13 protein-coding genes are annotated in these 15596 nt (G+C 31.2%); 9 read left to right on the forward strand and 4 right to left on the reverse strand.

All coding sequences use genetic code 11. The features are described 5' to 3' along the window. Window positions 1-56 precede the first annotated feature (56 nt). Complete coding sequence (locus SIB53_RS08695; protein ID WP_413677832.1) at window positions 57-971, forward strand: branched-chain amino acid transaminase; 915 nt, start codon at window positions 57-59, stop codon at window positions 969-971. A 63-nt stretch (window positions 972-1034) separates the two neighbouring features. After that, window positions 1035-4583: a methionine synthase gene (gene metH, locus SIB53_RS08700; RefSeq protein ID WP_413677833.1), complete on the forward strand. Its 3549-nt coding sequence runs from the start codon at window positions 1035-1037 to the stop codon at window positions 4581-4583. A gap of 34 nt (window positions 4584-4617) precedes the next feature. Here metH and SIB53_RS08705 read toward each other — a convergent pair whose 3' ends face one another. Beyond that, window positions 4618-4845 (reverse strand): hypothetical protein, encoded by a 228-nt coding sequence (locus SIB53_RS08705; RefSeq protein WP_413679148.1) that lies wholly within the window; start codon window positions 4843-4845, stop codon window positions 4618-4620. A gap of 512 nt (window positions 4846-5357) precedes the next feature. On the opposite strand from SIB53_RS08705, the gene SIB53_RS08710 reads away from it, so the two are divergent. Beyond that, on the forward strand, window positions 5358-6194 hold the full coding sequence (locus SIB53_RS08710; RefSeq protein ID WP_413677834.1) for a DUF4922 domain-containing protein: 837 nt from the start codon (window positions 5358-5360) through the stop codon (window positions 6192-6194). 19 nt (window positions 6195-6213) lie between these two features. Here SIB53_RS08710 and SIB53_RS08715 read toward each other — a convergent pair whose 3' ends face one another. Then, window positions 6214-6393: a hypothetical protein gene (locus SIB53_RS08715; RefSeq protein ID WP_413677835.1), complete on the reverse strand. Its 180-nt coding sequence runs from the start codon at window positions 6391-6393 to the stop codon at window positions 6214-6216. A gap of 170 nt (window positions 6394-6563) precedes the next feature. On the opposite strand from SIB53_RS08715, the gene SIB53_RS08720 reads away from it, so the two are divergent. Continuing rightward, complete coding sequence (locus SIB53_RS08720; RefSeq protein ID WP_413677836.1) at window positions 6564-7604, forward strand: molecular chaperone DnaJ; 1041 nt, start codon at window positions 6564-6566, stop codon at window positions 7602-7604. Window positions 7605-8268: 664 nt separating this feature from the next. Here the strand turns inward: SIB53_RS08720 and pheT are convergent. Next, window positions 8269-10743 (reverse strand): phenylalanine--tRNA ligase subunit beta, encoded by a 2475-nt coding sequence (gene pheT / locus SIB53_RS08725; protein WP_413677837.1) that lies wholly within the window; start codon window positions 10741-10743, stop codon window positions 8269-8271. A gap of 116 nt (window positions 10744-10859) precedes the next feature. Here pheT and rpmG point away from each other — a divergent pair, with 116 nt between their 5' ends. The 5 genes from rpmG to lptC all read left to right on the forward strand — a co-directional run bounded on the left by rpmG (window position 10860) and on the right by lptC (window position 14883). Further along, window positions 10860-11057 (forward strand): 50S ribosomal protein L33, encoded by a 198-nt coding sequence (gene rpmG / locus SIB53_RS08730; protein ID WP_011823694.1) that lies wholly within the window; start codon window positions 10860-10862, stop codon window positions 11055-11057. A gap of 26 nt (window positions 11058-11083) precedes the next feature. Continuing rightward, complete coding sequence (rpsR, locus tag SIB53_RS08735) at window positions 11084-11305, forward strand: 30S ribosomal protein S18 (RefSeq protein ID WP_011293874.1); 222 nt, start codon at window positions 11084-11086, stop codon at window positions 11303-11305. Between the two features lie 23 nt (window positions 11306-11328). Beyond that, complete coding sequence (locus SIB53_RS08740; protein WP_413677838.1) at window positions 11329-12603, forward strand: ribonuclease catalytic domain-containing protein; 1275 nt, start codon at window positions 11329-11331, stop codon at window positions 12601-12603. A 76-nt stretch (window positions 12604-12679) separates the two neighbouring features. After that, window positions 12680-14224, forward strand: coding sequence for a methionine--tRNA ligase (metG, locus tag SIB53_RS08745; protein ID WP_413677839.1), 1545 nt, complete (start codon window positions 12680-12682; stop codon window positions 14222-14224). Then, window positions 14224-14883, forward strand: a complete 660-nt coding sequence (gene lptC, locus SIB53_RS08750; RefSeq protein WP_413677840.1) for an LPS export ABC transporter periplasmic protein LptC — start codon at window positions 14224-14226, stop codon at window positions 14881-14883. The genes metG and lptC overlap by 1 nt, the downstream gene beginning before the upstream one ends. On the opposite strand, the gene SIB53_RS08755 is transcribed toward lptC, so the two are convergent. Next, window positions 14869-15486, reverse strand: coding sequence for a cofactor assembly of complex C subunit B (locus tag SIB53_RS08755; protein ID WP_413677841.1), 618 nt, complete (start codon window positions 15484-15486; stop codon window positions 14869-14871). The genes lptC and SIB53_RS08755 overlap by 15 nt on opposite strands. Window positions 15487-15596: the final 110 nt, after the last annotated feature.

The following is a 15596-nucleotide window of genomic DNA, read 5'->3' on the forward strand; positions in this document are numbered from 1 at the left end:
AATAAGAGCAGTAAAAACTGAAATGCTGATTGTTTTCATCTTAGCTGGAACTAATAATGCATAATTTTCTTCCATTCGCTTGGTTTGAAGGGCAATGTATCCCATTTAATGAGGCGAAGCTATCTATAGCTACTCATGCCCTTCATTATGGAACTGCAGCTTTTGGAGGAATGCGGGCTATTCCTGATCCAAATAATAGTAAATCATTTTTATTATTTAGAGCAGACAAACACGCAAAAAGATTATGTCAAAGTGCTAGATTTTTGATGACTGAATTAGATGAGGATTTTGTCTTAAAGTCTCTTGAAACATTTCTTGTTAAAAACAAACCGACTCAACCTGTATACATCAGACCATTTGTATATACTAGTGACTTAGGAATTGCACCAAGGTTACATAATATAGAAACTAATTTCTTTATTTATGGAATAGAACTAGGTGACTATCTATCACCTGATGGGGTTACTTGTCGCATTAGTAGCTGGACTCGTCAGCAAGACAACTCACTTCCATTAAGAGGTAAAATTAGTGGAGCTTATATCACTAGCTCGTTAGCCAAAACTGAAGCAGTAAATAGTGGATTTGATGAAGCACTATTAATAAACAGTCAAGGGAAAATCAGTGAAGCTAGTGGTATGAACATTTTTATAGTCCGTAATGGTGAATTAATTACACCTGGTGTTGATCAAGATATTCTTGAAGGTATAACTCGTTCTAGTGTTATAGAACTGGCAAAAAGAGATGGCTTAAATGTTATTGAAAGGCCAGTAGATAAAACAGAATTGTTTATATCTGAGGAAGTATTCCTTACAGGAACGGCGGCAAAAATTACCCCTATAAAAATGATTGAAACTACATCAATGAGCAAAGATATGCCAATAATGAATTCATTAAGAAAGAAGTTGACTAAAATTACAGAAGGTTTAGTTCCTGAATATGAAAATTGGGTTAAACGTGTACACATAGTTTAAAATAAGACTATATAACTTATTTAAATTAATGATTTTCATTTTTATAAGTTAAATATATAATTTATGACTGATTTTTTAGGCTATCTCAACTCTGAAAAGAGACCGATATTAGTCTTTGATGGCGCTACCGGAACGTCTCTGCAAGATCAACAACTTAATGCAGATGATTATGGCGGAGCTTCATTAGAAGGTTGTAATGAAAACCTTGTATTGACATCAGTTTCCAGTGTCGAAAAAGTACATGAATCATTTTTAAATGCAGGTTGTGATGTAATCGAAACAAATACATTTGGTGCCACTTCAATTGTTCTAGATGAATATGGAATTGGTAATAAAGCTTATGAGATCAATTTAAAAGCAGCACAAATAGCAAGGAATGTTGCAAATAAATATCAATCAGCTGAAAAACCACGATTTGTAGCTGGATCTATTGGACCAACAACCAAGCTACCAACCCTAGGTCATGTCAGTTTTGATGAGCTAAAAAATTCATATCTTGAGCAAGCTAAAGCACTTATTGAAGGTGGAATTGATCTATTTATTATTGAAACTTGCCAAGATGTCCTTCAAATCAAGGCTGCTCTGCAAAGCGTAAATGAAGCTATTGGTTCTGGAAAGAAAATTCCATTAATGGTGTCGGTAACCATGGAGACTACCGGCCAGATGCTTATTGGTAGTGATATTTCTTCTATTACAACAATACTGGAGCCATTTAATATTGATATTTTGGGCCTTAATTGTGCAACTGGCCCGGAAGAAATGAAAGATCATATTAAATATTTATCTGAGCATTCACCATTTCATATAAGTTGTATACCAAATGCAGGACTTCCTGAGAATGTAGGTGGCAAGGCTCATTATCGATTAACTCCAATGGAACTTAAGTTCCAACTTAGTCATTTTATTAATGATTTAGGAGTTCAACTAATTGGAGGTTGTTGTGGAACTAGACCGGAACATATTAAGCAACTTTCAGATTTATCTAAAGAGCTTTTATCTTCTGAGCAAAGATTGGATACTCTTTCAAAAGAAAGATCTATAATTCCTGCTGCATCATCAATATATGAGTCTATTCCGTATGTGCAAGATAACTCTTTCTTGATCGTAGGCGAGAGATTAAATGCTAGTGGATCTAAAAAAGTAAGAGAACTTCTAAACGATGAGGATTGGGACGGACTTGTTGGAATTGCAAAATCTCAACTGAAGGAAAATGCTCATATTTTAGATGTAAATGTAGATTTTGTTGGAAGAAATGGGATCGAAGATATGTCTATGTTAGTCAAAAGACTTGTTAATAATATTAATTTGCCTTTGATGCTTGATTCAACTGATTATGAAAAAATGGAGAGTGGGCTAAAACATGCTGGCGGAAAATGTATTTTAAATTCTACTAATTATGAGGATGGACCGGACAGATTCTATAAAGTAATTGATCTTGCTAAGCGATACGGGGCAGCGGTCGTAATTGGAACAATTGACGAAGATGGAATGGCTAGATCTGCTGATAAAAAAGCACAAATAGCAACAAGAGCATTTAAGGACGCGACTGATACTGGATTAAAATCTTATGAACTTTTTTATGATCCTCTAGCATTACCTATATCAACAGGATTAGAAGAAGATAGAAAGAATGGTTTAGAAACTATAAAAGCAATTAAGTTAATAAAAGATCAACATCCAGAAGTTCATTTAATCCTTGGAATTTCAAATGTAAGTTTTGGTTTATCTTCTAGTGCAAGAATTGTTCTTAATTCTATCTTTCTTAATGAAGCAATTAATGCCGGTCTTGATTCTGCAATTGTTTCTCCCTCCAAGATATTACCTTTAAACAAAATAAGTGAAGAAGAGATTAAAATTTGCATGGATCTTATTTATGATAGAAGAATATTTGAAAATAAAGTGTGCACATATGATCCTTTAACTACCTTAACTAGTTATTTCGATGATTCAAAGACACTTTTAAATAAAAGTACAAATAATGATGATATTAAATTACCAATAGAAGAAAAACTAAAGAATCATATTATTGATGGGGAAAAAACCAATTTACATTCAAATCTTGATTTAGCTTTAATTAAATATAAACCTTTGGTAATAATTAATGAATTTTTATTAGATGGTATGAAAGTTGTTGGTGAATTATTTGGGTCAGGTCAAATGCAATTACCCTTTGTTCTTCAATCTGCAGAAACAATGAAATTTGCTGTTTCATATTTAGAGGATTTTATGGATAAATCTGAGGTTAATCAATCAAAAGGAAAATTCATTATCGCTACAGTTAAGGGCGATGTTCACGATATTGGCAAAAATCTAGTAGATATAATTTTATCAAATAACGGTTATGAAGTTATTAATTTAGGAATTAAACAAGAAGTCAATTCAATTATTAATGCTCAGAAAGAGCATAACGCTGATTGTATTGCCATGAGTGGACTTCTAGTTAAATCAACTGCATTTATGAAAGATAATCTTAAAGCATTAAATGAAGAAGATATATCTGTGCCTATTATTCTTGGAGGAGCAGCTCTGACTCCAAAATTTGTAAATCAAGATTGTGCAAGTGTTTATAAAGGGAAAGTTATTTATGGTAAAGATGCTTTTACAGATTTAAAATTTATGGATTCATATATGAAAGCAAAGGAAATAAATAACTGGGATAATTTCTCAGGCTTTAAAGAAGGTGCTCCCGAGGGAATTACTATTGGTAATTATAAAAATACAAATACTCATCAAAAAATTAATATCAACAAAATCAAAGAAAAGCCTATTGAAGATAACTCAAGATCAAAAGATATATCTCAAATAGATCCTATTAAACCACCATTCATAGGCCCAAAGTTTTTGTTAGAAAAAGATATAGACATAACTAAAGTTTATAAATTCTTAGATCGTAATGCTTTATTTGCAGGCCAATGGCAAATGAAACGTTCCAAGCAGATGTCTTCTTCTGATTATAAGGACTTTTTACATAATAAAGCAGAACCTAAGTTAGATTACTGGATGAACAAAATAATAAATGAAAAGCTTATTAATCCATCATTAGTTTATGGATATTTTCCTTGTGGTAGAGTTGGTAATAATTTAAAAGTATATGATAAAGATCACCAAAGCCTTTTAGGTGATTTTTTATTACCTAGGCAAAGATCTGGAAAAAGATTTTGTATAGCAGATTTTTATAATGACTTAAATACCAATCAGCCTACAGATTATTTGCCAATGCAGGCTGTAACAATGGGAGAATCAGCTAGTAAATATTCTCATAAATTATTTAGTCAAGATTCATATTCTGATTATCTATTTTTTCATGGGTTAACTGTCCAACTGGCAGAAGCACTTGCTGAATATATACATTCTGTTATTAGAATTGAATGTGGTTATGAAGATTATGAACCTGACAATATTAAAGATATTCTAGATCTTAAATACCGAGGTTGCCGTTATTCTTTTGGCTATCCAGCTTGTCCTGAAGTTTCAGATTCTAGAAAACAACTATTATGGCTTAATGCTAAGAAAATTAACATCTCTATGGATGAAAGTGAACAACTTCATCCTGAACAAAGTACAACAGCTATCGTTGCATTACATCCAGTAGCTAAATACTTTGGAGTTTAAATATCTTCGCCAATATCTAAATTAATTTGGAAGATTAGTTATTCATTTCATCGATAGTTTCTAATACTTCCATCTGAAAGTCAGCCATTGATTCTGAGTCACTTAAATCAATCCCCTCTCCTGCGGCATTTTGAGTTAATTCCTGAAAGTGAAAAGCACCCTCACCCGTTGCCAAGAATTCCATTGCAGATGTTTCACCGCTCTCGCGAAAGGCATCGCAAAGGGCTAGAAAAGCTTCGTCTTCAGAAAAGTCCCAATCCATCGAGGACACATTACTGAATGAGGTTTTACCTCCTTCCCCCCTGCTTTCGTCAACCTTATTTGCCAATAATCTGAAACTATTTCGCAAATTGATAAATTTGAATTTTATAGTGTTATCCTAGAGCCGTTCCAGTGCAGTCGATTATGGCCGTTGACCATTTTTAAAAATAAATTATGAATTCATATCTTTTAATCTTTAAAAAATAAATAAATTTGATTTTTCTATCACTTTTTTCAGGTGATAATCGAGCACGTCTATCAAGGAATCAAGCGGTCTCTACAAGCCCGTAAATCGTCTCTAGAGGCTCGAACCAATTATGTGTAAGTAAATGTCCATTTATGCCTTGGTTGGCTTATCAGGCATAAATTTCATGATTTCTAGATATTACTTGCGTTTTTAGGGTTTTTAAAAATATTGATTAATCATTTGTAAATAAGCTTTTATGTGATTTTAGTTTAATAGATTATAAATTATATAATTTATTAAAGTTATTTATCAAAGGTCTAATTTAGGTGAAGAGCGAATCTATATGGTCAAAAGCTCTTGAGGTAAGTAGAGAAGCTGTAAATTGCGGAGCAGTAATTCCTTTGACTACTATAAAATATAAATCTAGTGATGAATGTTCCGACTTTGAGCTTCGGTTTCTCAAAAGTCCTATTCCTAGTTATCTAATAGAATATGGTCCTAAGCGAAATCCATTTATTCCTTGGGATTCTAGACTACAAATACAGCCAATTAAAGATAAACATACATTAATATTAAATAAATATCCAGTTCAACTAGGACATATGTTGTTAATTACAAATAGCTGGAAACCACAAAATTTCTTGCTAGATCAATATGATTTTGAAGCTATAATTAATATTGATAATGACACTACGGGTTTATGGTTCTTTAATAGTAGTAAAGAGGCTGGTGCAAGTCAGCCTCATCGACATTTTCAATTATTACCAAGACACTATAATCAGAGAGTTTGTCCTAGATATGAATGGTTTTGTTCTTTATTAAATAATAAGATTGATTGTAATTCTGAAATTTCACATTGTATTTCAATTAGACCAAGAAATAATAACAAGGACTCAAGCTCAAATGATTTATATAGCTCATATATGTCTATGATTAGAGAGATGAATATTAGTCAGAATGATATCGTTAATAAACCTTTAAAACCATATAATTTACTTATAACCTCTAAGTGGATTGCTCTCATAACACGTAAAACTGATAGATCAAATGGATTTAGTATAAATGCTCTTGGTTTTGCAGGTTATTTTCTTGGAACAAAAAGTTCTGATGTCGATGCTCTTATTAAATTTGGCCCAGAAAAAATATTAATGGATGTAATTTAAGAAGTATTTCAATGTTTATCTAGCTTTCTACAGTTGGATTGGTGGAATCAATTTGTTCTTCCAGTTTTGATATTGATGCTTTTATAGCAGCTAGTTTTCTTTCATAAGATTCTTTTTTAGAAACTAAAAGATTTAATTTCATAGCTTGATAAATTTTTTTTCTTTTATTCCAGTTTTTGGATGATTCGCAGAAGTTCATTTCTGGTTACTATTTGATTCACTTGAAAAATAATACATAATGATATTGTTCTATGTGGCAATAATTGAATTTTAAGATAATATACAGGATTTTATTATATTTTGTAATCAGTGATTAATTATATAAATTCAAAGCTAAACATGTGTTGAAAATAAAAAGACCATTAATATATGACTAGATATATGGATCATGTGTCGGAAGGGGAAGGCAAGGAAGTTAAGAGAATATCAATTGATTTACCAATTGATCTGGTTGATGGTGTCGATCAACTTCGCAAAGAGTGGGGATTTAGAGCCCGAGGACTCGTTTTCGAGAGATTATTAAAAGTTATTTTATCTAAAGATTTAGATGATCAAATAGATTTTAATCGTAATAGTAATCATGATTCGTCAACTGCACAAAATGCTATAGAAAATAGTACACATGAAGAAAAAGCACTTGTTATAGTTGGAAATAAGAATATTGAAATAAAAAATGTCGCTGTCAATGGTTTCAAAGCTAATGATGTTGAAAGTAATAAAAAAAATCCTGTCTCCACAGGTATTGAATTACCAGGTTTTATTAGAAAACAAACTACAAACCTTAAGAGAAGCTTGAGTAACGATAAAACTCTTAAGAATATGGAAGATACATCAATAACCACTATCGATATTGATGATTTATTAAAAGCAAAAGATGCCGCAGAAAAACATTGGATCTATCTCTATGGACAGAAACCGACTGAAAGTGTTATTGAGGCATCAATGATTTGGCTTGCTAGAGATATCTGGCCAAATGTAGATGGCACAGAAAATATACCTTTCACATGGAATGCTGCCTGTAAAATGCTTAATTCCTATTGCAGTCAATGGAAAATCGATTCGGTGACTTTTGACGATGTGGTTATTATGGCAGGCACGCTCGAAGACCCCTTTTCAGCCAAAAACTTAAGAAGTAGAATACCTACTCTCATTCGCAGATTCGTCAATAAATTCAAACGTAGTCAAAATGTGACTTCATTCCAAACTCTTGAGTCAACTATGACTGTTCATGGTGCTCTGAAGTTGCTGGGTTTACCAACAAAGGCAGGATCATCTCTAACCCTTTCTTTCATTAGAGAAGCCTATAAAGAAAAAGCTCTTTCCAATCATCCTGATGCTGGAGGATCGAACGATACCATGAGAAAACTAAACGAGGCCTATCAATTGCTCAAAGATTTATATAAAAATTAGATTCTCACAAGTCTTGAATAAGTCTTATCATTAGTCTAGTAATCAGACTCAGAAGAGACAAAAGGGATTGGATCTGCCGAAAAACCATAAAAATTGCTATCGATTCATTTTAAAAAGGAGTATTAAAGGTATATAAAGTCGTAGGTTGCATTTTAAAATGCATATAAATTGCCCTTTTATAGTGATCAGTTTTCAGAGATGTTTTAGCTTTTGATGTACTCAAAGATTTAATGCGTCCATTATTTGTCCATTCAATTATTTATAGCTGTAAACTCTTGCTATAACGACTATTACAGCTCTGCATAACTGTTTATAAAACAGTTATGCAGAGCTGAAGAGATGTTCTTGCTATCGGTTATCAAATAACTAAAGATTTTTAATAAATGTTTGTATTATTATTCCCATCAATCTTGGATTGGACTATTTATAAGTCTAGTAGTGATTCTTAGCCAAGATTCATAAGACCTTGTTGTGTTGTTAAATTAAAAATGAACAGTTTTAATCATCATTGATCTTTTCTTGATATTCCAAGTGAATTAAGTAATTACAGTAATTCGCTAATCATGATGACTTCTTTGATATTTTTATATAAAAAGCTATCTATTTCGTATCATTCCAGTCTCATACTAAGACTAATTAGTAGACTCATGCTGGACTTCTAAGACTAGCTTCTGAGATCCGCGTTTATTTTTTCTTTCAGAGTTTTTCTTATTTTATCGTGTATTGGATTTATATCATCTTCTACTAGAGTCTTATTAGGATCTCTGTATTTTATTCTGAAAGCCTGGCTAACCGAATCATCGGGAATAGAAGATCCCTCGTAACGGTCTATCAATTCCACTTTCTCTAAAAGTGGTCTTCCTGATTTCTTTATTAGATTTATTATTTCTAAGGAGCTATATTTTTTTGAATGAATAAGCGCAATATCCCTTTCCATGAAAGGAACAGTGGGGTAATCCTTGTAAATTCTTGTCCAATTTGTTTTCCTTGTCGAGGCTTTAATCAATGAATCAAACTCCAGATTAAATAAGTAAGTTTCTTTAATTAGATCATATTTCTCTGAGAGAGTAGGGTGTATTTGTCCAAAGAAGCCGATACTTTTTCCTTCAGCAAATACTTCTGAAGTTCGACCAGGATGCATGTATTCTTTTTCGCTAAGTTGCTTATCAATAGTTTCAATTCCGAGAACTTCAAGGGATTGCTTAAGTTTTCCTCTTGCTTCAAAATAATCTAAAGATATTTGTTTTGATGCTGAGCCCCACTTACTAAATCGTTTATTACCAGTCAAAGCTCCTGCTAATAAATTTGTTTCAACAAAGCTTTCTTTATCTTTTTTGTATGTCTTTGCTATTTCAAAGATCCAACACCCTTCAGCTCCAAATGATACATTTCTCTGAAGAATTTTAAGATGTTCATCCCATACATTTGTTCTTAATCTACTAGTCTCTGATAGCAATGGATTTTTGATTATTACAGCATTTCCATCAGTGTTATCTGGACCAACAAGTGATGAAGTAACTACTTCTTGAAAACCATTATGGATAAAGGAATTTCTTAAGCGTCTTTCAATCAAATTTGCTGGTTTTAGTACTCCTGGCTCAAGAGGATCAGGCATATTTGAATCAAAATTATCATATCCAATTAGTCTTGCTATCTCTTCTATTAAATCGATTTCTCTAGTTAAATCAGATGATCTGTATGGAGGAATTTCTACATCCCAACCACTAGAAGTTGACGAAAGTATGCAGCCAAGTTTTGTTAGAAGAGGCTCAATCTCATCCTTAATAAGATAACGGAATGTATTAGAACTTTTATCTAATTTATTATTATCTATGCAATTCAACTTACCTAAAACCTTATTTATTTTCTCTAGTCTAAGATTGACACTAATATCTTTTCTAATAAATTGATTATTGACATAAGTCGATTTAATATTACCACCTAGTTCTAACGAAATAAGATCACTAGCTCTTAGCGAAACAGCGGTTGTCATGTTAGGTGATATACCCTTTTCGTATCTACTACTTGCATCTGTTCTGAGCCCTATTTCTCTACTACTATTTCTAACTGATGTAGGAGTAAATACAGCCGCTTCCAACCAAACTCTTTTAGTTTTAGTACTTACGGAACTGTTTTTTCCTCCGATAACCCCTGCTATTGCGATTGGAACATCGCCGCATGTAATTACCTTTATATATCTATTTAATTTATAGTCTTTTTTATCGAGTGCAATAAATGATTCACCTTCTCTACCATTTCTAATACCAAAATCCTTTGGCATAACAATTCTACCAACTATATTATCTAATAGATCTGCATCAAAGGCATGTAGTGGCTGGCCTTGTTCAAGCATCAAAAAATTTGTTATGTCTACAACAGGATTTATACAATTTTGTCTTAATGACTTTAATTTATTAGATATTGATTTATTTATCTTTCCAGTATTGTCTATATTATCTATATACGTAAGTGAGTAAATAAAGTCTGATCCTATTGTTTCTTTTTCTCTTATTTGTGGCTCAAATCTTTCAAAGTCGTTATTGAAATTTAAAGTTGGTAATGTTAATTTTGAATTTGTTATAGTTGATATTTCTCGTGCTATACCAGCCATAGACATACCATCAGGTCTGTTAGCAGTAATAGCTAATTCAATTATTGTGTCATTCAAGCAAAGATAATCGACAGCATTTGAACCAATTGGTGGGATATTTGCTTCATTTTCTTCAAGAATTTCTATACCTTCATTACTACTTTCAATCCCTAATTCATCCAATGAACAAATCATTCCTTCGCTTTCTACGCCTCGTAAAGTAGATAATTTTATTTTTAACGACTTTGAAGATAAATATGCTCCAACCTTCGCCACAAGGACGTGATATCCGGCTTTTACGTTTTGTGCACCACAAACAATACTTAGCTTTTTGGGTAAACCAACATCTACTGAACAAACTTTGAGTTTTTCCGCATTTGGATGTGGAATGATTTCATCAACAAAACCAATGACAACATTCTTTGCTTGGGCTGATAAGTCTTCTAATGATTCAACTTCAAAGCCAGTCATTGAAAGCTTTTCAGCCAATTCATCAATATCATTGTTAAATTCGACAAGATCTTTAAGCCAAGAAACTGATACCTTCATGATTTGCTCTTACCGGAGTGAAACATAGGTGCTCAAATGAATTTATTAAAAAGGGTGCTTAGCCTAGTAAGATTGTACTTTGTTCCCTAGACTCACAAAAGTTGAGCTAAGTTCATATGGCTAAAAAAGGTACCAGAATAGTGGTCACCCTAGAATGTACTGAGTCTAGATCTGTACCTAGCTCAGAAAAGCGTTCTGCAGGAGTATCTAGATACACCACAGAAAAAAATCGTAGGAACACTACTGAGAGACTTGAACTTAAAAAATTCTGCCCTGAATTAAATAAGATGACTATTCATAGAGAAATCAAATAATCATTTCCTTTTATTCACTTTTAAAAATGACTAATTCACTATTCAAGCAAAAGCTATCTCCTATAAAGCCTGGCGATCCTATTGACTATAAGGACGTAGAATTATTAAAGAAATTTATTACAGATAGAGGTAAAATTTTACCTAGAAGACTTACTGGATTAACAGCTAAGCAACAAAGAGATTTAACCACAGCCGTTAAAAGGGCACGAATTATTGCTTTACTTCCCTTTGTTAATCCAGAAGGTTAAGTTAATATTCTATTAATAATAGAATGTTGAATAAATTATTAGATAATGAAGTTAAAAATATAATTTCTAGATTTAAACAAACAAATGGAGTCAATAATTCAGTCAAAGATCTGACGTATCTTAAAACCTATTCAATAGATGATTCTCAAACGTTAGAAATAGATGATGCTATTTCTTTAGAAAAAATAACTAATCACTATAAGTTATGGATCCACATTGCATCCCCTACTTCATATTTTGAATATCAATCAGCTATTGATAAGCAGGCAAGGAAGCTTATTTCAACTGTTTATTTATCAAACAATACTTATTATATGCTTCCTGAAATTCTAATAAATGATGTGTTTAGTCTAAGTGAAAAAGAAATGAGAGAATCATTAAGTTTAGGTGTTATTTTTAATGAAGACGGTAGTGTTGATTCTACAGAAATAGTCCAGAGTATTATTAAAGTAAACTTCAGGTTAAATTATACAGAAGCTGATGAACTAATAGATTATGCGCCAAAAGAAGAAGAAGATTTAAGTATTATCTCTAACATTTTACAAAGTAGAAAATGTTGGAGAAAGAATTCAGGTGCTATGGAAATATTAGAATCATTTGGAAAGATTATTGTAGAAGATAACAATCCCAGACTTAAGATAATAGATCCAACGTTATCGAGACAATTAATAAGTGAAGCAATGATCTTGTATGGAAATCTAATTTCAAATTTTACTAGGGTCAATAAAATTCCTGTTCCATATAGAGTCCAACAACGTATAGACAGAGTTCCCCAAGATAATATTAATAACACTGAGAATAAATTTTTATACAATTTTATACTTAAGAAAACTATGGGTAAGTCATACTATTCTATAAAACCAATGCCTCACAAGAGTTTAGGATTAACATCTTATCTACATGCCACATCACCGATAAGAAGATATGCTGACTTGTTGGTTAACTACCAACTAAAGAGATATCTGAATAATAATGATCTTATTTCTAAAGAAGATGTTGAACAAATGACTCTTGAGATTAATAATAAAGGAAGACAAAATATCATGAGATATAGAGAGGATCAAAAATATTGGCTAATTAAATGGTTCAAAAAAAATTCCTTTAAAGAATATAATGTTATTTTACTAAATTGGGTTAACAAATATGAATATATTTGTATTTTATACTTTGTAGAATATCATTTTTCTACTATATGTAATCTAAAATCAATAAAGAACTTAAATATCGGTGATAGCTTTAACGTTCAAAATATAGTAAATAATAATAATAATGATATAATATATTTTGGATTAATTTAATTATCAAGATAAGCGTTCATCATATGTGTGCAAGAGTTTTAAAAATACAATATAATAATTAGTATATTTGATTAATATGAAATACACAATTACAACACCACTATATTATGTTAATGAGAAGCCTCATCTAGGTAGTTCTTATACAACAATCGCTTGTGATGCTTTAGCTCGGTTTCAAAGACTAAGTGGAAAGACAGTGCTTTTTCTTACTGGAGTTGACGAACATGGTCAAAAAATAGAGAGAACCGCAGAAAGTAAAAACCTTCGACCCCAACTACATTGTGATGAAATCACAGAAAAGTATAAGTATTTATGGGACAAATTAAATATTAGTTATGATCGTTTTGTAAGAACAACCTCTGATGATCACACTTCATTAGTTCAGCAATTTTATTCTAAAGTTTTAAAATCTGATGATGTTTATATGGGTAGACAAAGTGGTTGGTATTGTGTTGGTTGTGAGGAATATAAAGATGTAGACGATGATGATAAAAGACCGATATGTTCTATTCATAAAAAGGAGTTAGAATGGAGAGATGAAGAGAATTTATTTTTTAAATTATCAAAATATCAAGAGCAAATTGAAAAATTAATTCAAATTGATGGTTTCATTTCTCCTAAAAGTAGAAAAAATGAAATTATCAATTTTGTCTCTAAAGGGTTAAGGGATTTCTCAATTTCTAGAGTAAACTTAAAATGGGGTATAAATGTCCCTGGAAACAACGATCACACTTTTTATGTATGGTTCGATGCATTATTAGGTTATATTAGTGGATCTCTTCGTGATCAAAACTCTCCTGAACTCACGGAGGAATCGTTATGTAATTGGCCTGCAAATATACATGTAATTGGAAAGGATATACTCAGATTTCATGCAGTTTATTGGCCAGCAATGCTACTTTCTGCTGGCATGAAACCACCAGGAAGTGTTTTTGGGCATGGCTTTTTAACTCGAGAAGGGCAAAAAATGGGTAAATCATTAGGTAACGTGCTTGACCCCATTGAACTCTTGGAATATGGGGGTATAGATGCGATGAGATGGTATCTTTTGAGAGATATTGAATTTGGTGAAGATGGTGATTTTCAAATGAGAAGATTTGTGGATATTGTTAATAGTGATTTAAGTAATACTATTGGTAATTTGTTAAACAGAACAATAACAATGTCTAAAAAGTGGTTTAATGAAAAAATTCCAGTAGATAATTCTTTATTAGCTGAATCTCCTCTTAAGGTTCAATCCGAGATAAAAATAAATGAATATATGCAATCATTTAAAAATAGCAATTTTAAAAATTCTGCTAATGCAATTATAGACCTTGCTAATAGTGCAAATCTTTATCTAAATGATCGTGCACCATGGAAGCTAATTAAAGATATATCAAATAATGATATTGTTGCGCTCGATATATATTCTGTCCTTGAATCATGCCGAATTATTGGAATATTGCTATATCCATTTGTTCCAAATTTAAGTACTAGAATATTAAATCAATTAAAAGTTGATTCTTCAGCTATCGATTTCCAAAAATCATTACATTGGGGTTTGCTAGATCCTGAAAATGGACTACAAGATCCTTGTCCTGTAATGAATAAAATTGACTTTAACGAGAATTCTGTCTAGTGAATAATTTAGCATGTTATTTTCTACTAATATTTATTATATTACCTCTATTCGGCTGTCAAAAATTAAATAAATCTTCTACTCAGGTAAATAATAAAAGCTATATTAACAATTTTGAATTACTTCAAGAAAATCCTAATAATCAAACTAGCATTAAAATTACTAGTCCTAAAGCCATCATTGATCCTACAAACAATGATATTGAAATATTTAAAAGTTCAATTGAAATATTTAATAATAATGATCAAGACTTTCTTGTTAAATCTGGTAATTCTACTCTCAATAGTTTAACTAATACTATTAGAGTTTTTAACACTGTAAATATATCATTTTTAAACAATAAAGATTACTACATCACTACTAATTCATTAAATTGGGATTTAAATACCTCTATTATTGAAATAAATAAACCAGTTAAAATAAATTTTGATAATACTGAGATAAAAGCAACTAATGGATTGTATAATATAGATTCAAGGCTACTTAAAATAGACAATAGTGACTTCAATAGATATATATATAATTCAAATGGGGAGGAGGAATATCAGGTAAAAATTACCTCTGAAGTTGCTAAATGGTATAAAAAAGATAATACATTAGAATTTACATCTAATGAGAAACAGGTAGAAACAACTATTAACTTTCTACTTACTGAGTAGTACGTATAACTTATCAGACCAACCTGAGATCCATTTTTCATCTGAATTAGTGAATGATCTCTTTGACCAACCCCCAACTATTGTAAGGCCTCTATTTTCAAGAGGATAAACAATCACTGCAGGTAAATTATTTAAAACGCTATCAAACTCATCCCTACCTGGAAATAATTTAGTATTAACCAATGAGATTAAACGTTTTTGATCAATTGATCTTTTACATATGTTTCCAGGCTCAAATATTTTTTCAGAGATCAATCCTCTTCTAAGTATTACTTTATTATCCCAATATATTAATATTGTACTAGCTGCTGTTGCAGTAAGTATTTGCTGACTTCCCCACGCTAATTCATTTCTTTGATCGTCAGTTAATTCATTACAAAGTTCAAAACCCTCCTTTCCAATCAAACTAGCTTTAGAAGGTTGATTAGGTTTGATTTCAGTCCAGAGATAACCTATAGTTATTAAAGCTATTGAGGCAATGCCTGATATTGTCTCTGCTCTTACTAAAGTTGGATTAACTTGAATAGCAGTTGCAATATTTATAATTGATAAAATTAATAAAAACGATCCAAATATTATAACTAAACTAGAAATTTTATACATTTATCTACTCAATCAAGTTTAAATAAATATATTGATTCTTTATTATACATATCAATGCCTACCTTTAATCATTAAAATATGTCGATATAATATATTAAAAAACACTATTA

The sequence above is a fragment of the Prochlorococcus sp. MIT 0916 genome, assembly GCF_047305155.1.
Classification (GTDB): Bacteria; Cyanobacteriota; Cyanobacteriia; order PCC-6307; family Cyanobiaceae; genus Prochlorococcus_B.